General features: G+C 65.1%; 21 protein-coding genes. 11 read left to right on the top strand and 10 right to left on the bottom strand.

The features are described from left to right. Positions 1-90: 90 nt before the first annotated feature. From gcvT to FHS96_RS08895, 5 genes are read left to right on the top strand one after another with little or no spacing between them, the layout of a single operon-like run. Entirely contained in the window at positions 91-1230 is a 1140-nt protein-coding gene (gene gcvT / locus FHS96_RS08915; protein ID WP_429589445.1) for a glycine cleavage system aminomethyltransferase GcvT, read from the top strand. Beyond that, positions 1227-1598, top strand: a complete 372-nt coding sequence (gene gcvH / locus FHS96_RS08910) for a glycine cleavage system protein GcvH (RefSeq protein WP_429589442.1) — start codon at positions 1227-1229, stop codon at positions 1596-1598. The genes gcvT and gcvH overlap by 4 nt, the downstream gene beginning before the upstream one ends. A 3-nt stretch (positions 1599-1601) precedes the next feature. Next, positions 1602-2960, top strand: a complete 1359-nt coding sequence (gene gcvPA, locus FHS96_RS08905; RefSeq protein ID WP_429589439.1) for an aminomethyl-transferring glycine dehydrogenase subunit GcvPA — start codon at positions 1602-1604, stop codon at positions 2958-2960. Positions 2961-2989: 29 nt separating this feature from the next. Continuing rightward, positions 2990-4525 carry an aminomethyl-transferring glycine dehydrogenase subunit GcvPB gene (gcvPB, locus tag FHS96_RS08900; protein ID WP_429589716.1) on the top strand — a complete coding sequence of 512 codons (1536 nt, stop codon included), beginning with the start codon at positions 2990-2992 and terminating at the stop codon, positions 4523-4525. Next, the gene (locus FHS96_RS08895; RefSeq protein WP_429589436.1) at positions 4522-5025 is read left to right on the top strand and encodes a GNAT family N-acetyltransferase; all 504 of its coding nucleotides are present in this window, start codon (positions 4522-4524) and stop codon (positions 5023-5025) included. Before gcvPB ends, FHS96_RS08895 begins: the two co-directional genes overlap by 4 nt. Positions 5026-5180: 155 nt before the next feature. On the opposite strand, the gene FHS96_RS08890 is transcribed toward FHS96_RS08895, so the two are convergent. Next, entirely contained in the window at positions 5181-7286 is a 2106-nt protein-coding gene (locus tag FHS96_RS08890; protein ID WP_429589433.1) for a TonB-dependent receptor, read from the bottom strand. Positions 7287-7418: 132 nt separating this feature from the next. Between FHS96_RS08890 and FHS96_RS08885 the strand changes: the two genes are divergently transcribed. Together FHS96_RS08885 and FHS96_RS08880 are read left to right on the top strand one after the other, a co-directional pair. After that, entirely contained in the window at positions 7419-9938 is a 2520-nt protein-coding gene (locus FHS96_RS08885; RefSeq protein WP_429589430.1) for a PepSY domain-containing protein, read from the top strand. A gap of 196 nt (positions 9939-10134) precedes the next feature. After that, entirely contained in the window at positions 10135-10521 is a 387-nt protein-coding gene (locus tag FHS96_RS08880) for a hypothetical protein (protein ID WP_429589427.1), read from the top strand. Between the two features lie 55 nt (positions 10522-10576). On the opposite strand, the gene FHS96_RS08875 is transcribed toward FHS96_RS08880, so the two are convergent. Further along, entirely contained in the window at positions 10577-10975 is a 399-nt protein-coding gene (locus tag FHS96_RS08875) for a RidA family protein (protein ID WP_429589424.1), read from the bottom strand. Between the two features lie 148 nt (positions 10976-11123). Here FHS96_RS08875 and FHS96_RS08870 point away from each other — a divergent pair, with 148 nt between their 5' ends. Continuing rightward, the gene (locus FHS96_RS08870; protein WP_429589713.1) at positions 11124-11693 is read left to right on the top strand and encodes a TetR/AcrR family transcriptional regulator; all 570 of its coding nucleotides are present in this window, start codon (positions 11124-11126) and stop codon (positions 11691-11693) included. Between the two features lie 54 nt (positions 11694-11747). Here the strand turns inward: FHS96_RS08870 and FHS96_RS08865 are convergent, their stop codons facing one another. Together FHS96_RS08865 and FHS96_RS08860 are read right to left on the bottom strand one after the other, a co-directional pair. Further along, positions 11748-12113, bottom strand: a complete 366-nt coding sequence (locus FHS96_RS08865) for a glutathione binding-like protein (protein ID WP_429589422.1) — start codon at positions 12111-12113, stop codon at positions 11748-11750. A gap of 148 nt (positions 12114-12261) precedes the next feature. Further along, on the bottom strand, positions 12262-12393 hold the full coding sequence (locus FHS96_RS08860; RefSeq protein ID WP_429589419.1) for a thioredoxin domain-containing protein: 132 nt from the start codon (positions 12391-12393) through the stop codon (positions 12262-12264). 93 nt (positions 12394-12486) lie between these two features. On the opposite strand from FHS96_RS08860, the gene FHS96_RS08855 reads away from it, so the two are divergent. Then, positions 12487-13197 (top strand): glutathione S-transferase family protein, encoded by a 711-nt coding sequence (locus FHS96_RS08855; protein ID WP_429589416.1) that lies wholly within the window; start codon positions 12487-12489, stop codon positions 13195-13197. Positions 13198-13218: 21 nt separating this feature from the next. Here the strand turns inward: FHS96_RS08855 and FHS96_RS08850 are convergent, their stop codons facing one another. The 5 genes from FHS96_RS08850 to FHS96_RS08830 form a co-directional block, all read right to left on the bottom strand. Further along, positions 13219-13569 (bottom strand): hypothetical protein, encoded by a 351-nt coding sequence (locus FHS96_RS08850; RefSeq protein WP_429589413.1) that lies wholly within the window; start codon positions 13567-13569, stop codon positions 13219-13221. Between the two features lie 51 nt (positions 13570-13620). Further along, the gene (locus FHS96_RS08845; RefSeq protein ID WP_429589410.1) at positions 13621-14322 is read right to left on the bottom strand and encodes an MFS transporter; all 702 of its coding nucleotides are present in this window, start codon (positions 14320-14322) and stop codon (positions 13621-13623) included. 8 nt (positions 14323-14330) lie between these two features. Continuing rightward, entirely contained in the window at positions 14331-14483 is a 153-nt protein-coding gene (locus FHS96_RS08840) for a hypothetical protein (protein WP_429589407.1), read from the bottom strand. Between the two features lie 186 nt (positions 14484-14669). Then, positions 14670-14978 carry an alkylphosphonate utilization protein gene (locus tag FHS96_RS08835; protein WP_429589404.1) on the bottom strand — a complete coding sequence of 103 codons (309 nt, stop codon included), beginning with the start codon at positions 14976-14978 and terminating at the stop codon, positions 14670-14672. Continuing rightward, complete coding sequence (locus tag FHS96_RS08830; RefSeq protein ID WP_429589401.1) at positions 14975-15238, bottom strand: helix-turn-helix domain-containing protein; 264 nt, start codon at positions 15236-15238, stop codon at positions 14975-14977. Before FHS96_RS08830 ends, FHS96_RS08835 begins: the two co-directional genes overlap by 4 nt. Positions 15239-15410: 172 nt before the next feature. Between FHS96_RS08830 and FHS96_RS08825 the strand changes: the two genes are divergently transcribed. Beyond that, the gene (locus FHS96_RS08825; protein WP_429589398.1) at positions 15411-17213 is read left to right on the top strand and encodes an ATP-binding protein; all 1803 of its coding nucleotides are present in this window, start codon (positions 15411-15413) and stop codon (positions 17211-17213) included. A gap of 101 nt (positions 17214-17314) precedes the next feature. Here FHS96_RS08825 and FHS96_RS08820 read toward each other — a convergent pair whose 3' ends face one another. Then, a complete protein-coding gene (locus FHS96_RS08820) occupies positions 17315-20353 on the bottom strand; it encodes a TonB-dependent receptor domain-containing protein (RefSeq protein ID WP_429589395.1) in 3039 nt (1012 codons plus the stop codon). Between the two features lie 408 nt (positions 20354-20761). Here FHS96_RS08820 and FHS96_RS08815 point away from each other — a divergent pair, with 408 nt between their 5' ends. Then, positions 20762-21553: a FadR/GntR family transcriptional regulator gene (locus FHS96_RS08815; protein WP_429589392.1), complete on the top strand. Its 792-nt coding sequence runs from the start codon at positions 20762-20764 to the stop codon at positions 21551-21553. The last annotated feature ends 28 nt before the right edge of the window (positions 21554-21581 follow it).

Below are 21581 nucleotides of genomic sequence, written 5' to 3'. Positions count from 1 at the left end.
GCTCTCAGGTCCCGTGACAGAGGGGGTATCGGATCATTGGGACGGCATGGCCGTCCTGTGTCCGGTGACCTTGCTGACATGGAGACGCGCGTGGCGGACGTAGCCGAAGACGATATCGAACAGCCCATCCTGCCGCTCGACGGCTGGCACCGCGCGCAGGGCGCGCGGATGGTGGATTTCGCCGGCTATCAGATGCCGATCCAGTATGAGGGCATCCTCGCCGAGCATCTCTGGACGCGCGAGCATGCCGGGCTGTTCGACGTCAGCCATATGGGCCAGATCTTCCTTTCCGGCGAAGGGCTGGACGAGGCGCTGGAAGCCGTGCTTCCCGCCGACATCGCCGGGCTGAAGCCGAGCCGCATGCGCTATTCGCTGCTGCTCGACGAAAGCGGCGGCATTCTCGACGATCTCATGCTCACGCGCTGGGCCGATGGCATCTACATGGTCGTCAACGGCGCGGTGAAGCATGACGATATCGGCTGGCTGCGTGAGCATCTGCCCGACGAGATCAACATGAACCATCTCGAGGACCATGCGCTGCTGGCGCTGCAGGGCCCGAAGGCGGCGGAAGCGCTCGCTCGCCACGTTACCGGCGAGCAGGGCCTCGACGCGCTGACGTTCATGACCGGCGGCCGCTTCACCATCGCCGGTGTCGAAGCCTGGATCAGCCGCTCGGGCTATACCGGCGAAGACGGGTTCGAGATCTCGATCCCCGCCGAGGCCGCCGAAGCAGTCGCGACGCTGCTGACCGGCGAGCCCGAGGTGAAGCCGATCGGCTTGGGCGCGCGGGATTCGCTGCGCCTCGAAGCCGGGCTGCCGCTGTACGGCCATGATCTCGATCCGGAGACGACGCCGATCGCGGCCGATCTCGGTTTCGCCATTTCGAAGCGCCGCCGCGAGCAGGGCGGCTTCATGGGCGCCGATCGCGTGCTTGCCGAACTCGCCGATGGCGCGACCCTGAAGCGCGTTGGTCTGTTCGTCGACGGGCGTCAGCCAGTGCGAGAAGGCGCCGTGGTGCTCGATAGCGAGGGCAGCGAGGTTGGCCGCGTCACCAGCGGCGGCCATTCGCCCAGCCTCGGCGGGCCGATCGCGATGGCCTATGTGCCCGTCGCCAGCGCCGTACCCGGCGCCACGATCCGCGTCAGCCAGCGCGGTAAGATCCATGATTGCACGGTCACCAGCATGCCGTTCATCCCCCACAATTATCACCGCAAGGGAGCAGCCAAATGAGCCGTTATTTCACTGATGAGCATGAGTGGATCGACGTCGATGGCGAGGTCGCGACCGTAGGCATCACCGATTATGCGCAGAGCCAGCTCGGCGACATCGTGTTCGTCGATGTGCCGGAAGCCGGCAAGACCGTCTCCAAGGGCGATGACGCCGCGGTGGTGGAATCGGTGAAGGCCGCGTCTGACGTCTATGCGCCGGTTTCCGGCACGGTGATCGAGGGCAATGCGGCGCTGGCGGACGAGCCGGCGCTGGTCAATTCCGATCCCGAGGGCGAAGGCTGGTTCTTCAAGCTGACCTTGGCGGATGCGGGTGAGCTCGATGGCCTGATGGACGAGGCCGCCTACCAGGCGTTCGTCGAGAAGCTCTGATCGATGCGTTACCTTCCCCTCCAGCAGGCCGACCGCCAGGCGATGCTCGCCAAGGTCGGCGCCGCCTCGATCGACGATCTGTTCGTGGACGTGCCCGAAGAGGCGCGGCTCGATGGCCCGGTTTCGGGCTTGCCGAACCACGCCAGCGAGATGGCGGTCGAACGCCACATGTCCGCGCTCGCGGCGAAGAACCTGTCGGCGGGGCAGGCGCCCTTCTTCCTGGGTGCGGGCGCCTATCGCCACCATGTGCCGGCGACGGCCGACCACATCATTCAGCGCGGCGAGTTCCTGACCGCCTACACGCCGTACCAGCCTGAAATCGCGCAGGGCACCTTGCAGGTGCTGTTCGAGTTCCAGACGCAGGTTGCGCGGCTGCTCGGCTGCGACGTCGCCAATGCGTCCATGTATGACGGCTCGACCGCCTGCTGGGAGGCGATCACGATGGCCCGCCGCGTCACCAAGCGCGGCAAGGCGATCCTCTCCACAGGCCTGCACCCGCATTATGTGTCGGTCGCGAACACGATGGCGCGCTTCACCGGCGACACGCTGGTCACCGGTGCGCCGAGTCTGACCGCGGAGACCGACGCGCAGGCGCTGCTCGACGCGATCGATGGCGAGACCAGCTGCGTCGTCGTCCAGTATCCGGACATTCTCGGCCGCATCACCGACCTCGCGCCGATCGCGGCGCGCGCGCATGAAAAGGGCGCGCTGCTGGTCGCCGTCGTCACCGAGCCGCTGGCGCTGGGTGCGATCCGGTCGCCGGGCGAGATGGGCGCCGACATCGTCGTCGGCGAGGGCCAGTCGCTCGGCGTCGGCCTGCAGTTCGGCGGCCCCTATGTCGGGCTTTTCGCGTGCAAGGAGAAGTTCGTTCGCCAGATGCCCGGCCGTCTGACCGGCGAAACGGTGGATGCGGAAGGCAAGCGCGGCTTCGTGCTGACCCTTTCCACGCGCGAGCAGCATATCCGCCGCGAAAAGGCGACGTCGAACATCTGCACCTCCAGCGTGCTGTGCGCGCTGGCCTTCACCGTCCACCTCACATTGCTCGGCGAGAAGGGGCTGCGCGATCTCGCCATGCTCAACCATGGCCTCGCAGTGCAGGCGGCGGATCGGCTGGCGAAGGTGCCGGGCGTGACCGTCGTCAATGACGGCTTCTTCAACGAGTTCACCGTGCGGCTCGGCAAGGAAGCCCGTCCGATCGTCCGCAAGCTGGCGGACAAGGGCGTGCTGGCGGGCGTTTCGCTCGGCCGGCTCTACCCCGACGAGATGGCGCTCCATGACGGCCTGATCGTCGCGGTCACCGAAACCGTCACATCCGAAGATATCGAAGCCTTGGCCGCTGGCCTTGAGGAGGCGCTGGCATGACGATCAACCAGAGCGGCTGGCGCCCCGAAATGGGCAGCGCCGAGGGCGGCGGCACCGCTGGCACCTTCACCGGCAATCGCGGGCTGATGCTGGAGGAAGCGCTGATCTTCGAGATCGGTGACACCGAGACCACCGGCGTCGATCTGGCGGAGGCGCCCAAGGTGGCCTCGCGCCTTGGCGGGCTTGAGCGCAACCGTGAGATCGGTCTGCCGGGCCTCTCCGAGCCGGAGGCGATGCGGCATTATACCCGCCTCAGCCGGCAGAATTACGCGATCGACCTCGGCCTGTTCCCGCTCGGCTCGTGCACGATGAAGCACAATCCGCGGCTGAACGAGAAGGTCGCGCGGCTGCCCGGCTTCGCCGATCTCCACCCGATGCAGCCGATCGACACGATCCAGGGCGCGCTCGGCGTGATCGATCAGCTCGCGCATTGGCTGAAGACGCTGACCGGCATGCCGGCGGTGTCGATGAGCCCGAAGGCAGGCGCGCATGGCGAGTTGTGCGGCCTGCTCGCGATCCGCTCCGCGCTGGAAGCGCGCGGCGATCCGCGCGCGGTGATCCTCGTGCCGGAAAGTGCGCATGGCACCAACCCGGCGACCGCGGCCTTCTGCGGCTACAGGGTGGAGAATATTCCGGCGACCGCCGCGGGACGTGTCGATCTCGCCGCGCTCGAAGCACGGCTGGGGCCTGATGTTGCGGCGGTGATGATCACCAACCCCAACACCTGCGGCCTGTTCGAGCCGGACATGAAGAAGATCGCGGACGCCGTGCATGCGGTGGGCGCGTTCGTCTATTGCGACGGCGCTAACTTCAACGCGATCGTCGGCCGCGTGCGGCCGGGCGATCTCGGCGTCGATGCGATGCACATCAACCTGCACAAGACCTTCTCGACGCCGCATGGCGGCGGCGGGCCGGGTGCCGGGCCGGTGGTGTTCTCGGAAGCGCTGGCGCCGTTCGCGCCGCTGCCGTTCGTTGAGGAAACCGAGCATGGCCTCGTGCTGGTCGAGGAAGAGACGGCGGGCGAGCATCACGCGCAGAGCTTCGGCCGCATGGTTGCCTTCCACGGCCAGATGGGCATGTTCACCCGCGCGCTGACCTACATCCTCAGCCACGGCGCCGATGGCCTGCGGCAGGTGGCGGAGGATGCGGTGCTCAACGCCAATTACATCCTGCGCAGCCTCGACGACCTGCTCGATGCGCCGTTCGGCAGCAGCGGCCCGTGCATGCACGAGGCGCTGTTCAGCGACGAAGGCTTCGCCGAAGGCTTCTCGACGCTGGATGTTGCCAAGGGCTTGATCGACGAGGGTTTCCACCCGATGACGGTCTATTTCCCGCTCGTCATCCATGGCGCGATGCTGGTCGAACCGGCCGAGACCGAGAGCAAGGCTTCGCTCGACCAGTTCATCGGCGCGTTTCGCCATGTCGTGGAGCGCGCGAAGGCGGGTGACCAGGCGCTCAAGAGCGCCCCGCACTTCGCCCCGCGCCGCCGGCTCGACGAGACGCTCGCAGCGCGCAAGCCGGTGCTGGTGTGGAAGGAAGCTCAGGTGGCCGCGGCGGCCGAATGACCGCCCGGCTGGATCCGCTGACGCCGGCCGACTTCGCGTCGGCCGGCGCGCTCGCGCGGATCATCTGGCACACCCATTATGATCCGCTGATCGGTGCGGCGCAGGTCGATTATATGCTCGACCGGCGCTTCACCGAAGCGGGCCTCGCCGCCTATGTCGACGCCGCCGATCGCGGCTTCGACCTGTTGCGCGATGGTGAGGCCCTGGTCGGCTATTGCAGCTATGGCCCGAGCGGCGCGCCCGGCGAACTGAAGCTGGAGCAGCTTTATCTGTTGCCGGAGCGGCACGGGCAGGGGCTTGGCCGGCTGATGATCGCCCATGTCGAAGCCCGCGCGGGGGCATTTGGCTGCGACCGGATCATGCTGATGGTGGCGAAGGCCAACACCGGATCGAAAGCGGTCTACGAACGCGCGGGGTTCAGCGTGCGCGGGCCGGTGACGGTGGATATCGGCGGCGGGTTCGTGATGGACGATTATGTGATGGAAAAGCGGCTGGGGTAGGGGCGTGTCTCAGGATCCCGACCCCGTTCGTTCCGAGCGAAGTCGAGGGACGAGTCACACGAAAGTCGGGTCAAACATCAGCACGAGTCCTCTCGTCCCTCGACTTCGCTCGGGACGACCGGAGGAGGGGGCGTCTTTGAACGCCCCTACCACCCTCAAAAATCCATGCTTGCCGAGAAGCGCACCTGCCGTGCCAGCCCAACGTAGAACACGCTGCCGCCCGTCGACCAATAGCGCTTGTTGGTGATGTTATCGCCATTCACCCGGAAGGTGATCGCCCGGTCGCCGTCCAGCCGCAGCTTGTAGTTCGCGCCGAGGCTGTAGGTCGTATAGGCCGGCAGTTCGAACGTGTTGAGCGCATCGGCATAGCGCAGGCCGGTGTGATAGACGCCGCCGTTGATGCCGAAATCGGGCAGCGCTTCGGGCCGATATTCCACAAACACCGATCCGCCCCAGCGCGGCGTGTTGTCGACGCGCAGGCCGTTCTGCGCGGCGACGCCGGTGTCGCGCTGTGTCGCCTTCAGATATTGGCCGGCGATCGCCACCGAAAGCTGCGGCGTGAGATTGCCCTGGAGCGAAGCTTCGACGCCCTCGTGGATCGCGGTGCCGTCGACGACGTAGAGATTGTCGGTATTGATATAGCCGAGCGCGCGGTCGATGCGGAAATAGGCCAGCGAGGCCAGCGCGCCCAGCACCTCGACGCGGCCGCCCGCCTCGATCTGCTTCGAGACGACGGGGCGGAGGATATCGCCCTCATTCTCGGTGCCTGCGGGCGCGGTGCCGGCGCTTTCCAGGCCCTCGATATAGGTGAAGTAGAGGCTGGTCTTCGGCGTCGGGCGGAAGACGATGCCCGCGGTCGGCGTCCACGTCTTGATCGTATAGTCGTCGCCGGCTTCCTCGGTGTCGTAGATCACCCGGCGCACGCCGCCGATCAGCAGGATCTTCTCTCCCACATGCGCGATGTCGAGCGCGTAGAGGCCGGTGTCGATGTTGACGCTGCCGGGCTGCAGGCGCGTGGTGGTAAAGACGAGATCGTCGAACGAGATGTCGACCGGATCATAGATGTTCTGCGCGACCGCGGTGTAGCTGCGCTGGTTCTGGTCCTTCTGGATCTGGCGGTTGCGCGCGACGCCGAACAGCAGTTCATGCGAGATGCCGAACGTGTCGAGCTTGCCCGCCAGTTCGGCGCGGAGATACTCGTTCCGATATGACTGGTCGGGCGTATAGTTGCCGCTGATCCGGCCGATGCCGGTGGTCGGCCCGGTGATCGTCGAGGTGAAGCTGAAATCGGCGCGGCTGCGCTGGCGGCGCGACTGGGAGACGCCGGCTTCGGCGCGCAGCGACCAGCTTCCGCCCAGCGCATAATCGGCGCGGCCGAGAATGTTGGTGGACCAGGTGCGGTAGGGCGCGTTGACCGGCGCATAGCGGTGATGCGGATCGGGGATCTCGGTCAGCAGCCGCGCCGCGGCCAGCGCGATGCCGCCCGGTTCGTCGGTCGCTCGGCGATAATGCTCGACGTCCAGCTTCAGCGAGAGCCGCTCGCTCACCTGCCAGTCGAACGCGCCGCTGGCGAGGTAGCGATAGCCGTTGACGCCATCGATCGGGGTTTCGATGTGGCTGGCATAGCCGTTGAGGCGCACGCCGAACTGGTCGTCCGGCCCCAAGGTGCGGCCGATATCGAGCCCGCCGCCGATGCTGCCCTCGGCATCGCCATTGACGTAGAAATTGGTCACCGGCCGGTCGCCCGCGCGCTTGGCGACGACATTGACGATGCCCGACGGCGTCGACAGGCCATAATAGAGCGCGGAGACGCCCTTGAGCAGTTCCACGCGCTGCTTGTTCTCGATCGGCACCGGGCTGAGATTGATGATCTGCAGCGCGCCGTTGAGGCGGTAATTGGTGCGTGCCTGGATCAGCACACCGCGATTGACGAAATTGTTGCTCGTCGTCGGGCTGGTGGCCTGCTGGGTGACGCCGGGCGTGTTGCGCAGCGCTTCCTCCAGCCCGGTCGCGCCCTGCGCATCGAGCAGCGCCTTGGGGATCACCGCGATGCTCGACGGCGTATCGAGGATCGACTGGTTGCGGAACGCACCGACCTGGACGACCTCGGTCTTGAACGTCGGCCGCTGGCCAATGACGATGATTTCCTCGTCCAGCTTGCGCTCGACGGTTTCGCCGCCGGCGCCCTGTTCGGCCGCGGGGCCGGGGGCGGGAGCGGCAGACTGCGCGGCTGCGGCAGCGGCGATGAGGAGAAGGTTCATTGGCCCCCGAAATGATTGTGATTGTGCGTTGCAGCGCCCTTAGAATTAATGATAATGGATCGCAATTGCGTTCTGCAACATTTTCATACAAAGGGACGGTACGGAAGAGGGTGCCGAGCCTGCGGGGGTCGCGTGACGAGACAGTTCTTCTTCCAGATTCACTGGTTCCTCGGGATCACTGCGGGGATCGTGCTGGCGCTGATGGGCGTCACCGGCGCTGCGATGAGCTTCGAAGACGAGATCGGCGAGGCGCTGTCGCCGCGCATCTACGCGCCCGGCGTGCCAGCCGGTCCAGACCTTTCACCCGATCGGCTGATCGCAAAGCTGGAGGCCGACAATCCCGGCTATTATGTAACGCGGCTGGATTGGGAAGCGGATCGCGCACGCTCATTTCGCGTGCGGATGAACGCCAGCGAGGGCCGCGGCCGCAAGCAGGGGCAGGTCGATCGTGCGACCGGCGCCTGGCTGGGCGATTCCAGCGCCGAGGGCTTCTTCCACACGATGGACGAACTGCATCGCTGGCTGGCGCTGCCCGGCGGCGGCAACGGCATCGGCCGCCAGTTGACCGGGTTCAGCGCGATCGCGTTGATCTTCTTCGCGCTCTCGGGCCTCTATCTGCGCTGGCCGCGCAAGGCGCTCGACTGGCGGTCATGGCTGGTGCTCGATTTGCGCAAGACCGGCCGTAACCTGTGGCGCGCGCTGCATGTCACAATCGGCACCTGGGTGCTGTGCTTCTATCTGATCAGCGCGTTCACAGGCCTTTGGTGGTCCTATGACTGGTATCGCCGCGGCGTGACCTACGCGCTTACCGGCAAGGTCGCGGGTGAAGGCGAGGGGCGCCCGAAGCGCGACGGCAACCCCGCACCGCGTCCCGCGATCGATCCGAGCTGGGCGACCTTCATTCGCGACAATGGCCAGGATTATGCCTGGGCGCGGCTGACCCGCCCGGCGCCGGGCGCGCCGATGAAGGCGATCAATGTCGATGCGCGGCCTGAAGGTGCGCGCCACCTGCGCCAGACCGACAAGTTCAGCTATGATACGAAGACGGGGGCGCTCAAGAAGACCGACCTTTATGATCGCCGTCCGCTCGGGCAGGTGATCACGCAAAGCATGTTCGAAATCCACCGCGGCGCCTTCTTCGGCTTGCCCGGGCGGGTCATCATGCTGATAACCAGCCTCACCATGCCGCTGTTCACCATCACCGGCTTTATGCTCTATCTCTCGCGGCGCAGGCGCAAGCGGGAGGCAAAGGCGCTCGCTGCCCAGGCGGGGGGCGAGACGGGCGGCGGCGATGGCGGTTTCCTGATCGTCTACGCCACGCAGACCGGCAATGCCGAACTCAGCGCGCGGGGGGCGGCGCGTGCGCTTGGCGCCGGCGGTATCGCTGTGGAAGTCGTTGCGATCGCGGCGCTCACGCAGGATAGGCTGCGCCGCGCCGATCGCGCGCTGTTCGTCGTCAGCACCTATGGCGAGGGCGATCCGCCCGATGCCGCCCGCGGCTTCGCCCGGTCGATGATGCGCAAGCGGCTGAAGCTCGCGCATCTTGATTATGGTGTGCTCGGGCTGGGTGATCGCCAATATCCCGATTTCTGCAATTTTGGCGTCGAACTCGATGCCTGGCTGGCCGAGTCCGGCGCGCAGCGGCTGTTCCCACTGATCAAGATGGATGGCAGCGACAGCCGCGCCTATGCCGCATGGCGCCGCGAACTGGTCCGCCTCGGCGCGGCCGAGAAGGGCAGCGAACCCGCCGCGGACGCCTTCCGCCGCTGCCGCCTGGTCATGCGCGAAGTGCTGAACGAAGCCAGCGACCATGCCAAGGCGTTCCACCTCCGGCTGGAGCCGCTCGAGGGCGATGCGATGACGTGGGAGGCGGGCGACATCGTCGAGATCCAGCCGCGCAACGCGCCAGCCGATGTCGAGGCGCTGTTGCAGCAGGCCGCGCCCGATGGGGAATTGCTGGAGGATGTAGCGGCGCTGCGCGAACAACTTGCCGCCGCGGTGCTGCCCGACGATGGCGTGTTCGCGCGCGACAAGGCGGCGACCTTGCGGCCGCTGTCGACGCGCGAATATTCCGCCGCCTCGATCGCGGCGGATGGCGCGATCGACCTCGTCGTGCGGCAGGTGCGGCGCGACGATGGCCGCTTCGGCATCGGATCGGGCTGGCTGACCGCGCATGTGCCGACCGGCGAAACGGTGATGTTGCGCGTCCGGCCCAACCCTGGTTTCCGCCTCTCCGGCTTCAGCGGGCGGCTGATCCTGATCGGCAACGGCACCGGCATCGCCGGGCTGCGCGCCCATCTGCGCGCGCAGGCAAATATAGGCCGCCAGGGTCATTGGTTGCTGTTCGGTGAGCGGGAACGCGCGCACGCCTTTTTCGACGCCGAGTTGCAGGGCTGGCTGGACGATGGCACGCTGGGCCGCCTCGACCGCGCCTATTCGCGCGATGCCGATTGCGGGCGCTACGTGCAGCATCTGCTGCAGGCGGCGAGGGCGGACGTGCTGCGCTGGATGGATGATGGCGCCGCGATCCTCGTCTGCGGCAGCCTTGCGGGCATGGCGCAGGAAGTCCACGCTACGCTCGGCGAGATCATCGGCGAGGAACGGCTCGAGGCGCTGATCGAAAGCGGCTGTTACAAGCGCGACGTCTACTGAGCGGCGCCAACCCGAACCGATCTCGCCGCGTTAACCGAACGCCGCCGTTCCGCTGAGCGATGGATGTAGAAAGGCGCTGCTGACCGGAGCGCTGGCGAAGACGGCGATTGTCAGCGCTGCCATCGCGTCATAGTCACATGGCGGTGCGAGGGGATGTGCGGTGCGGCTTCGCACCGGGGACAGGGGGATGGTCATGATGATGAAGAGGTTGATCGCGGGCGTTGCGCTGTTCGCCGCCACCGGCGCGTTGGCGCAGGGTGCTGCACCTGGCGCCGCCTGCCCGGCGGGTACGCGCTATGCCACTGTCCGGCACAGCCTGATCATGCCGGGCAAACTCGCGGTGTTCGAAAAAGCGGTGGCTGCGCACAACGCCTGGTACGCCGGCAAGAAGAACGCCACGACGACGCGCGTGATGCGATTGGTGGAAAAGGGCGCGCTGGTCGAAAGCGAGGCCGCGACGATCACGCTCTATGCCGATGCCCCGATGCCGGAGCGCGATGCCGCGTTCCAGGCATTCACTGCGCTCTACCGCGACAGCACGACGATCAAGGATGAACTACGCGGCTGCCTGCCCGCGCTGTAAGGGTTGCGGGTGCTCGCCCCACCGCCGCCGATCGGCGACGGTGGGGCAGGGTTGATCAGTTGCTGGCAGGGATGCGCGCGACCACCTTGATCTCGAAATCGAAGCCGGCCAGCCACGTCACGCCCACAGCGGTCCAGCTTGGATAGGGCGCCTCGCTGAAGACCTTGTCCTTTGCTGCGAGCACCTTCTCAAACTGCGTTTCGGGATCGGTGTGGAAGGTCGTCACGTCGATGATGTCGTCGAAGCTGGCGCCTGCGGCTTCCAGCACCGCACCGAGGTTGGTGAAGGCGCGCTCCACCTGTTGCGCGAAATCTGGCTCGGGCGAACCATCCTCGCGGCTGCCGACCTGGCCAGATACGAACAATAGGTCGCCCGATCGTACGGCCGCCGAATAGCGATGGATGTCGTACAGCGCCTGCCGGCCTGCGGGGAAGATCGCGTCACGCTTTGCCATGATGTCACTCCATGAAAGTCGGCGCACTCGCCCATTGATATACGCGCCGTATGCCCGCATATTGTGACATACGTCTCGTATGTCAATTGGCATACGGGGCGTATGCAGAATGAGGAGATGAAACGTGGTCGCGCGGCGTCGGGCAGAGATGGTGGAGGGAACGCGTGCCAAGTTGATCGCGGCCGCGCGCCGGGCCTTCGCGACAAAGGGGTATGCGGCAGCGTCGATGGACGACCTGACAGCCGAAGCCGGCCTTACCCGCGGCGCGCTTTATCATAATTTCGGCGATAAGAAGGGGCTGCTGCAAGCGGTGATCGAGCAGATCGACGCCGAGATGCTCGCGCGTCAGCATGCGGTACAGGAGCGGGCGCCGACGCGCTGGCAGGGGCTGCTCGATGAAGGTGTCGCCTATATCGAGATGTCGCTCGATCCTGAAATTCAGCGCATCGTCCATCTCGATGGACCTGCGGTACTGGGGGATCCCTCGCGCTGGCCCAACCAGACCGCCTGCCTTCGCGCTACCACCGAAACCATCGAGACCCTGATCATGGAGGGCGTCGTTCAGCCCGTCGATGCTGAGGCCGCGGCGCGGCTGCTCAACGGCGCGGCGCTGAACGCGGCGCTGTGGATCGCTGCGGCGGAGGATCCGCCCGCGGTGATGGTGCGCGCGGTCGATGCGTTTCTGCGGCTCGCCTCGGGGCTGCGACGGCAGGACTGAGGCTGAGGCGTGTTCAGCCCGCCTTGGCCACCTGATCATATTTCATGTCGGCCATCACATGCTTGTGATCGTCGCGCACTGGTCGGTGATCGCCTTGCGATAGGCGGGGCGGTCGAGGCAACGATCCTGATAGGCGGTGAGTGTCGGCAGGCCTTCCGTCAGGCCCAGGTTGCGGGCGATCTTCAGGACGGACGCCATCATCAGGTCAGCGATGGTGAAGCTGTCGCCGGCCAGCCATTGCCGCTCACCGAGCGCGGTCTGAAGCTGTTCGAGCCGCTGCCCGGCGGCCTCAACCACCGGCGGCCGGCGTGCCGCCTTCTGCGCCTCGTCCTCCAGGAAATATTCGACCTCGGCGACGTTCATCAGGAAGGGTTCAACCGAGTTGAGCGCCGCGATTAACCCATGTGAGGACGAGCGCACGGGCGTCACCCTCTGGCGGAATTAGCTGGCCAGCGCGGGTTGCTACATCAATTATGATTGCGCCTGTTTCGAACAGCGGCGGGCGGCCATCCTCTTCCAGATAGGGCAGCTGCCCGAAAGGTTGGCGCGTGCGGTAGGCGTCGGATGCCTAGTCGGTCGCGTCGATCAGCCGCACCTCATAAGGCCAGCCCACCTCGTTGAGGATCCATCGTGCGCGATGATCGCGCACCTGGCCGGCAGCGAAGGGCGGCGCCCATTTCATCGCGGTGATCGTGATCATTCGACCTCTCCGGCCGCCTCAACTTGCCGGCAGCGATATGGTCGCGTCTATGATGCGCGCGGGCGGCACAGCCTGTGCGCAGGAGACGATATCTTGACCCGATCCCTCGACGATTTCGCGATCACCCGGCGCTGGCCGGCGCAGCACCCCGATCGGCTGCAACTCTATTCGCTGCCCACGCCAAACGGCGTGAAGGTGTCGATCATGCTGGAAGAGGTCGGCCTGCCCTACGAGGTTCACCGCGTGGACTTCGGCAAGGGTGACCAGCGCACGCCCGAATTCCTCAGCCTCAACCCCAACGGCAAAATCCCTGCCATCCTCGATCCGGACGGGCCGGACGGCGTGCCGATGGGGCTGTTCGAGTCGGGCGCGATCTTGCACTATCTGGCGGAGAAGACCGGCAAGCTGCTGCCCGCCGATCCCGCCAGGCGCTGGCAGGCGATCCAGTGGATCTATTTCCAGGTCGGTGGCGTCGGCCCAATGTTCGGTCAACTCGGGTTCTTCCACAAGTTCGATGGCCGCACCTGGAACGACAAGCGCGCGCTCGATCGCTACGTGGCGGAAAGCCAGCGGCTGCTGAGCGTAATGGACGCGCATCTGGCAGCCCGCGACTGGTTCGTTGGCGACGCGTTCAGCATCGCCGACATCTCGATGCTCGGCATGGTGCGCAATCTGATCGGCTTCTACGACGCCGGCGCGCTGGTCGGCTTCGATCGCTATGCGCATGTTGCGCGCTGGCTGGACCGCGGTCTAGCGCGGCCGGCGGTTCAGCGTGGCGTCACGATCCCGGGCGAGGCGACGTAGGCCGCCCCCGCTTGCCGAGGCTCACTCCGGCACGCGTGGCCCGTCCTTCGCCGGATTCCACACGTCGAAGCGGAAGGTCCGCGCTGGCCGTTCGGGGCGGACCTCGAAGATAAGGGTCTCGCGCGCCGCCCAGCCTTGCGGCCGCGTTACGCTGACTGTGGCGGTGTGTATGCCGGGCGCCAACGTCGCGGGCACCTTCCAGCCCTTATAGGGATCGCCGGGCGCCAGATTTTCCAGCGTGTGGCTATGGCCTGACAGATCGAGCGCCTTGCGGCCCGCCAGCAGCGCGTAGACTTCCGGCGCATTATCGGTCTGGTGCGCCCATCCCTTGCGATTGTCGAAGCCGACCAGCGGAATGTGGTGGCCGAGCACGATCAGTTTGCGGCGCCACGTGTCCGACGCGTCGGCGTCGCGATCGGCATCCTAATCATAGTCGTGATTGCCCTGCACCCACCATTGCGGAACCTTGAGCGTGCCGAGCACCTCTTCCAACCGCGGGATCAGCCCGAGATCGTCGCCGACCAGTTCGCCGAGCCGCGAGCCGAACGCCTCCAGCGCCACCTGCGTCCGCGCGCAGACGAGGAATATATTGCCGATCTGCTCATAGGCGCCGAAGCAGAGAAACACCGCGAGCAACGCCTCGGTCACCCGCACCAGATTCCGCGCACCCGCCGAAGTGGGCACATCGGCCGCGGCGGGGGGAGGGGGCAGGGGGGGCGGTGCTGGCGGCAGCGGCCCCGTCGCGGGCATCCGCCGCACCGCGAGATGAGAGCCCAGCAGCCTGATCAAGACCGCCACCGCCGCCGCCATCATGCTCCACCGCCAGCCGCCCAGCACCGCTAGCGCACCGCAAAGGAAGGGGCCGTAGATCACCCCGGTGTTGAGAAAGCCCAGATGGAAGGCGAAGCCGCGCCGCCGCGCCGCATCGTCTCTGAACAAGGTTTCAACGACGATCGAGAGATTGCCCTTCAGCGTGCCCGCGCTGATGGCGAACAGCACCAGCCCGGGCAGGAAGAAGATCCGCGTCGGCATCGGCAGCAGTCCGGCGACCATCGCCCCGCCGCCAAGATAGACGGCTCCGCGCCGCTCCGCGGCCCGATCCCCCAGCAGGCCGCCCAGCGGCACACCGAAGGTTAGAGCAGGACATTGGCGATGCCATAGATCTGTGAGGCGAAGCCGGCGGCCGAAAGCGGCCCGAACCAATTCTCCAGCGCCCGCTCCGTGGCGCCGGATCCAACCACGTCTTCCCGCCCGACGACATGATCGATCAGCACAAGGGTGAGCATCGACTTCAGCCCGGCAAGCGCCGCTCCCAGAACTCCGTCCCCGCGAGCGCCAGAAACCCCTTCGGCAACTGCAGCCGCCGCGCCACCGACCTCATTACGCCCGTCATTCTGCACCGCCTCGTCGTCGCGGCGGCTTATCGGGCGATTGGTGGCAGGCCGATGACACGCGCTGGCGCCACCCGGCGATCAACGCTTGCGCACGAACTGCGCACGCAGCACCAAGCCCTTGATGCCGTCGAACTTGCAGTCGATCTCCTGCGCGTCGCCGGTCAGGCGGATCGACTTGATGAGCGTGCCGCGCTTGAGCGTCTGCCCGGCGCCCTTCACGTCGAGATCCTTGATGAGCGTCACCTGATCGCCGTCCGACAGGATATTGCCGACCGCGTCGCGAACTTCGGGCTGCGCGGCAGCGCGCTGCCGTTCGGCGAGTTCCGAGGCGGGAAGCCATTCGCCGCTCTCCACGTCATAAATATAATCGTCTTCGCTGTCCGTCATTTGCTCTTGTCCGTTTGCAGTTTCAACCGCACGCCGCGCCCGCTGCCGAGGCTTGGAGCATTCTCACCGATCAATTCGACACCTTCGCGCTCAAGCGCGGAGATCACTTTGACCAGCGTCTCGACGACGCCGCGCACCTGCCCATCCGATGCTTCCATCCGCTGGATGGTCGGCAACGATACGCCAGCCAACTCCGCCAGACGCTTCTGGTCGATCCCGAGCATGGCACGCGCGGCTCGCATCTGTTGAGGAGTGATCATCTGTCACCATTGATGCATGAGACGTCATCATTCAAGCATTATAAATGATAGCCGGTGTGGCGCCGACACCCGGTCGGACCGGAGGTTCGCATGTGAACTTTGATGCGGCTCATTGATTGTGGTTAAGGCGGCGCGTGCATCGATCGCGCGCCGGCTGGGGAAGAAGCGTTTCGTGACCATCTCGCACCACGCTCCCACGGTGTTGCCGGTCGGCCAGTTGGCTCCGGTTGCCGAGGGTGAGCTTTCCGACATCGACCTGCTGCACAGGATCAGCGTTGCGCTCATTAACGAGCAGGATCGCGTCGAACTTTATCGCAAGATCGTCGATGCCGCCGTCACCATCACGGGATCGCAGTTCGGGACGATGCAGCTACTTTGCCCCGCAGACGATCCGTCCGGTCATGGCGGCGAACTGCAGCTTCTGGCGCAGCATGGCCTCTCGCCCGCGGCGATCGGCTTTTGGCAATGGGTCAGCCCCGCTGCCTACAGCAGTTGCACGTTGGCGCTGAAATTCGGTCAGCGTGCGATCATCCCAGACTTTGAGGCATGGAGCGATATCGCGGCAACGCCCGATCTCGATGCCTTTCGCGAAGCGGGCATCCGGTCGGCACAGACGACACCGCTGCTGTCCCGCAGTGGCAAGCTGCTCGGCATGATCTCCACGCATTGGAGCATGCCGCACCAGCCCTCGGAACGCGACCTGCGGATGCTCGACATCGTGGCGCGGCAGGCGGCCGACATTCTGGAGCGAACTGTCGCGGAAGAGGCGCTGCGCCAGCTCAATGAAACGCTTGAGACTCGTGTGGAGGAGCGTTCGCGCGAACTCATGGCCTCGGAAGATCAGGTTCGGCAGCTTCAGAAAATGGAGGCGATCGGCCAACTTACCGGCGGCGTCGCACATGATTTCAACAATCTGCTCACCATCATCCGTTCCTCGGCGGAGCTTCTTGCCCGCCGTGAACTGCCGCGGGACAAGCAGAAGAAATATATCGATGCGATCGCGGAAACTGCAGATCGCGCTGCCAAGCTGACCAGTCAGCTGCTCGCCTTCGCACGGCGTCAGGCGCTCAAGCCGGAAGTCTTCAACGCCGCGACGCAGGTCGGCAGCGTGGCCGACATGCTGCGCACCGTCGTCGGCGCGCGGGTAGATCTCGTCGTCGATGCGGCGTGTCCGTCCTGCCACATCGAGGTCGACGCCAGCCAGTTCGAAACCGCGCTGGTCAACATGGCGGTGAATGCGCGTGACGCCATGGACGGTGAAGGGCGTATCACGATCGCGATCGAGGCGGCCGGATCGGTGCCAGCGCGTCGCGGCCATGCCGCGGCGAAGGGGGATTTCGTCAAGATTTCCGTGGCGGACACCGGTTCGGGTATGCCGGCCGGGCAGTTGGAGCATATCTTCGAGCCCTTCTTCACCACGAAGGAGGTCGGCAAGGGCACAGGTCTCGGGCTGAGCCAGGTCTATGGCTTCACCAAACAGTCCGGCGGCGAGATCGACGTGCAAAGCTGCGTTGGCGAAGGCACGACCTTCAGCCTGTATCTCCCGAGGGCAGCGGCGTCGAATGAGTCGGAGGCGGTTTTCGTCTCCGAGCAAATTGCCGCGGCCGAGGCCAGCATCCTGATCGTCGAAGACAATGAGCAGGTCGGTGAATTCGCGTCGCAGCTTCTGGGCGACCTCGGTTTCACCACCCGCCGGGCAGCCAATGCGTCCGACGCAATCGCCATTCTCGAACAAGACCATGCTGAGATCGACATCGTGTTTTCCGATGTCATCATGCCCGGCATCGATGGCGTGGAGTTAGGCCGGCAGGTCCGCGTGCGTTGGCCGGAACTGACCGTCGTCCTGACCAGCGGCTACAGCCATGTTCTGGCCGGTGACGCACGGCACGGGTTTGCGCTGCTGCACAAGCCCTATTCGGTCGATGAACTGTCACGCGTGCTGCGCGATGCGCGCCAGGCCTGCGCACGGCGCTGATCGCGGGGATACGCGGCCGCATAGCCTTGCGCGCTTCGAGTAAGCGGCTCGTGAGGAAATGACCGGTTGCGACGGGCCGGCCATTCCCTCACGTGAGGCGACTACATCTTCAGGCGAAGGCCGGCGTAGAAGCGGCGGCCAATCTGGTCGTAGACGTAAAAATTACCGGGAAGGCCCGCATAGGGAACGATCGGCTTCACGTCGAACAGGTTGCGCACCCCAAAGAACATCTGGAACTGATCCGAGACTTTGAAGCGCGTCTGCATGTTGGTGTAGAAGCGGTCCGGGATCTTGAATTCCGATTTCGGAATGAAGCTGCCGTCCGCCAGCGGGAAGGTCTCACGGAAGGGCTGTTCGTGATAATAGCGCGGCACATAGTTGCCGCTCAGCGTCAAACCGAAATCGTCATTCTCGAACGTGATGCTGCCCGATGCGGGATTGTCCGGCGTACCCAGTTCGCCCTTCAGGTCCCGGCGGGCGGCGCCGGCTACGGCGGTGGTGTAGCTGCGCAACAAATGGCTGTAGGCGATCTGGAAGCTCAGGCGGCTGTCGTTCAGTCCGATCCCGTCAAGATTGGTGAGGTAGGACAGGGTGAAGTCCAGTCCTTCGATCAGGCGTTTGCCGGTGCCGTTCTGCAGTTGGCTGCTATAGGTGTCGATCGTGCCGACGTTGAAGCCGGCAACCGCTTCGGGGCGGCGCGTGATCAGCGAACACCAGTCGGCGCGGCGGTCGACGTAGCAGAGGATGCCGGCCTGATCGATGCTGATCGTGCCGATGCCGCCGGAGATGTCCACCTTGTAATAGTCGGCGGTGAAGACGAGGTTGCGCAGCGCCCGGATCGATGTCGGGTTGACGACTGCACCGAAGGTGATCGTGTTCGAAAATTGCGGTCCGAGGTTCGGGTTCGGGTCATTGACAGAACGGATCGATGCACCGCGATCGGCCGCGCTGAGCGTGAACGTACCCCCGTTGGCGTTGATGTTTGCCAGCACCAGCGGATCTGCACGGCAGCCGGCGCTCGCCGCACTTGTGGAGGTCAGGGTCACGCCGGCGCAAATGTCGCGAGTGCCAAGATCGAACGTTGTGGTCTGCGGGCGGGTGAGGTTGTCGATGGTGGGCGCCCGAATGGCGTAGGATCTCGTGCCGCGGAAACGGATGTCGCTGATGGGTGACCATTCGAAGCCGACGTTCCAGCCGTAATAGGCCTTGTCGAGCTGGCGATATTTGGAGGCGCGCCCCGCGGCACGGATCGTCAGATTCTCGATGAACGGGGTGTTATGGATAAGCGGAATCTGGATTTCGCCATAGGCTTCCTTGATCGTCGTCGAGCCCGACGCATTGCCGCGTGAATCGAAGCCGTTTCGCCCCGCCACATGCAGCGGATCATGGACCGTCAGTTCAGATTCGCGTCGATGTTCGACGCCGGCGACGACCTCGACCGGACCGGCCGACCAGAGCTGGAAGAGCGGCCCGGCGATGTTGGCCTGGAAGTCCGACAGCGTCTGTTTGGTGTAGCGTGAGCCGGTGGCCTTCGTCCAATCGACCGCCGCCTGCGACACGCCGTTCGCGCCCGCGAAGATGTTGATCGGAATGCAGCCGGCGGCACGCGCGGCCGCATCGGCGCAGATCGCCTCGGCCCGATTGCCATTGCCGTTGAAGTCGAAGACATCGGAAATGACGTTCAGTGCCTGCGCATAACGATCGGCGTTGAGCCCGTTGGGCCAGGTGTGAAACTGCGTGGCCTCGCCATAAGCGTAATAGGCCTCGTACCGCCACTTGCTGCCGATCTCGCCTTCGACGCCGCCAGTGATCTGGAAACCGTCGCGTTCGAGCTCCGAATTATGCGGTCCCCATTCCAGCCCGCGGCGCTGGAAGGTGATGTCGCGCAGGCCGTCGCGCCAGGTTGCGTTGGTGGTGTCGGTCGCACCATTGTAGATCGCGTCCGGAACGAACGGGTTGCGGACAATGGCGACCTCGCCGGTAGGCGCCATCACACGAGTCTCGATATTGTAGGGCGCACCGCCGGGGATGATCGACTGGCCCGACGAGGATTGATGCGCGAGGGGGCCCGAATAGCCCCGCGTCTTCGAGCGCGCATATGTGCCCTCGACGAAGACCTTGAGCTTGTCGGTCAGCTCATAATTGATCCGTGCCGCGGTGTTGATGCGTTCCAGGGGGCTGGCGATCGCGCCGTAGGGCGCGCCATCGAAGAATTCGGAAGCAAGGGGGGCGCGCGCGGTGCCGTCCGGTGCGATGGTGAAGGTGCCGCCGCCGCGCGTTACGAACAGGCCGGCGCCGGTGATCGGATTATTGTCCAGCGCGACCGGCACGAACAGGTTGCGCACGGCTTCCAGATTGGCGTCGCTGCCGCCGCCCCGGCGCTGCTGTACGCCCAGGCTGCTGAAGCTGCGGGCGGTGTAATCGCGCTGTCTGTTGGACAGCAGTGCCTGGTCAGACCAGCCGACATAGAACATCGCATTGCCGCGTCCGCCGGCAAAATTGCTGCCGACAGTCAGGTCTGCGGTGTATTCGGCATTGTCGCCTTCCTCGGAGATGCCGGCCTGGAAGTTCGCCTGCACACCTTCAAACTTCCGCTTGTAGATGAAGTTGACGACGCCGATGATCGCGTCCGAACCATAGACGGCGGAGGCGCCGCCGGTGAGGACTTCAACGCGGTCGACAAAACCAGTGGGGATGAACGCCAGTTCCTTCGAGACGGTGCGGCGTCCCTCGATCAAGGTCAGGGTCAGCGTGTCGCCGCCATTGCGCAGGCCGACCGTGTTGCCACCGAGACCCTGGCGGCTGCCGTTGCTTGTCGTGCGGCTGTTGCTCGGGTTGCCGAACGCCGGGTTCTGCTGGATCGCGTCGATGACGTTGATGAAGCCTTCGCGCTGAATCTGCAGTTGGTCGATCACCTGCACCGGGGCCGGGGCGGTCAGTGTCGGGCTGCGCAAGCGGCTACCGGTGACGATGATCTGCTGTTCGACCGAAGGCGGCAGCTCAGCCGAGGAGTCCCTCCGCGGGATGACCGGCGGCTCGGCGGCCGGTGTCGATTCGTCCTGCGCATATGCCGCGGATGCTTGGCCGATTGCGATTGCCGCGACCGCGCTCGTAAAAAGGTAACCCCTGCGCCTACCCATCAGTCCCCTCCGGTTATTTGAACGGTCCTGCTGGTCCGTGAAGGCAACGTTACAGGTCGGGTGGCAAGTTGTAAATTAGATACGTCATTCGTCAGACGAATTCCGCTGGCTGACGTGGGCGCTTGTGGGTCAAGTCGGCTCCATACCGTCACTTAGGGCTCAGCTAAGATGCTCGCGGTTCAGGCATTTGCCTGATCCATTGGTAAAATTTGTAAGTGCCACGCGCCACGGCAGATCGTTTCGCTAGCATGACCCGGAGAGGTTAAGTCGCCATCGGCACGTATCGTCCTAGCAGGGGCGACGGCGAGTCGGCTTTGCCGAGGCAACCTGTCAAATAAGTGGTCATCCAATGATCCTGCGCCATGCGAGACCCTTCAAAAATATGCGGGAACGCGATAGTTTCCCAGAATGCAGACGAGTCAGGCGCCCGACGACAACCGGTTTACATCCCACGTGCTGGCCGGGAACGGCGAGGCTGGCTTTCGCGGCACCACCTTGGCGGACAAGGTGTATGAGCAGTTGTTCGGCTGGATTTCGAGCGGCCAGTTCGCTCGCCAGTCCAAGCTGCCCAGCGAGAATGAATTGGCCCGCTCGTTCGAGGTTTCGCGCCCGATCATTCGAGATGCGCTGAAACGACTGCGCGACGACGGCGTAATCTATTCGCGTCAGGGCGCTGGTAGCTTCGTGCTGGGGCATGAGCCGGCGGGGGCGACGGATAGCGCGGAGATTCCGCCGATGTTCAGCCCGGCGCAAACAATCGCGGATATCCAGCGCTGCTTCGAGTTTCGCGAGACGATCGAGAGCAAGACCGCTGCGCTGGCCGCGGAACGGCGCAACGATGCGATCATCGCCCAACTGGCCGATATCCTCCACCGACTCGAGCGCGCAACCGCCGACCATGTCCATCGTGACGATGTGGATTTCGAATTTCACCTGACGATCGCCAAGGCCGCCAACAATCAGTATTTCTCAAGCGTGTTGTTCGCGCTGCGCGATCAGGTTGCCGTGGGCATGAAGTTGCACGGCATGGCGCTTCTCAAGCCCAATGCGCGGCTGGAGGAATCGACCGAGGAACATGGCGCGATCTTCAAAGCGATCCGCGTCGGCGACGCCGAGCGCGCCGCGGAGGCGATGCGACGTCACGTCCGCAGTTCGAGAGACCGGCTGTTCGGCGGTGGTTTGATCGACCTTCGTTTGTAGACTGATCCCGGCACCGCCCTTGGCGACT

Source organism: Sphingomonas zeicaulis (assembly GCF_050433225.1).
In the GTDB taxonomy this organism is placed as follows: Bacteria; Pseudomonadota; Alphaproteobacteria; order Sphingomonadales; family Sphingomonadaceae; genus Sphingomonas_D; species Sphingomonas_D zeicaulis.
The sequence above is the reverse complement of the archived record's forward strand: the minus strand, read 5'-3'. Positions and strand labels throughout refer to the sequence as shown.

Coding starts and splice junctions, on each gene's coding strand:
- gcvH (WP_429589442.1), top strand. CDS start 1,227: ATGAGCCGTTATTTCACTGATGAGCATGAGTGGATCGACGTCGATGGC.
- gcvPA (WP_429589439.1), top strand. CDS start 1,602: ATGCGTTACCTTCCCCTCCAGCAGGCCGACCGCCAGGCGATGCTCGCC.
- gcvPB (WP_429589716.1), top strand. CDS start 2,990: ATGGGCAGCGCCGAGGGCGGCGGCACCGCTGGCACCTTCACCGGCAAT.
- FHS96_RS08895 (WP_429589436.1), top strand. CDS start 4,522: ATGACCGCCCGGCTGGATCCGCTGACGCCGGCCGACTTCGCGTCGGCC.
- FHS96_RS08890 (WP_429589433.1), bottom strand. CDS start 7,286: ATGAACCTTCTCCTCATCGCCGCTGCCGCAGCCGCGCAGTCTGCCGCT.
- FHS96_RS08880 (WP_429589427.1), top strand. CDS start 10,135: ATGATGAAGAGGTTGATCGCGGGCGTTGCGCTGTTCGCCGCCACCGGC.
- FHS96_RS08875 (WP_429589424.1), bottom strand. CDS start 10,975: ATGGCAAAGCGTGACGCGATCTTCCCCGCAGGCCGGCAGGCGCTGTAC.
- FHS96_RS08870 (WP_429589713.1), top strand. CDS start 11,124: ATGGTGGAGGGAACGCGTGCCAAGTTGATCGCGGCCGCGCGCCGGGCC.
- FHS96_RS08860 (WP_429589419.1), bottom strand. CDS start 12,393: ATGATCACGATCACCGCGATGAAATGGGCGCCGCCCTTCGCTGCCGGC.
- FHS96_RS08840 (WP_429589407.1), bottom strand. CDS start 14,483: ATGCTCACCCTTGTGCTGATCGATCATGTCGTCGGGCGGGAAGACGTG.
- FHS96_RS08835 (WP_429589404.1), bottom strand. CDS start 14,978: ATGACGGACAGCGAAGACGATTATATTTATGACGTGGAGAGCGGCGAA.
- FHS96_RS08830 (WP_429589401.1), bottom strand. CDS start 15,238: ATGATCACTCCTCAACAGATGCGAGCCGCGCGTGCCATGCTCGGGATC.
- FHS96_RS08820 (WP_429589395.1), bottom strand. CDS start 20,353: ATGGGTAGGCGCAGGGGTTACCTTTTTACGAGCGCGGTCGCGGCAATC.
- FHS96_RS08815 (WP_429589392.1), top strand. CDS start 20,762: ATGCAGACGAGTCAGGCGCCCGACGACAACCGGTTTACATCCCACGTG.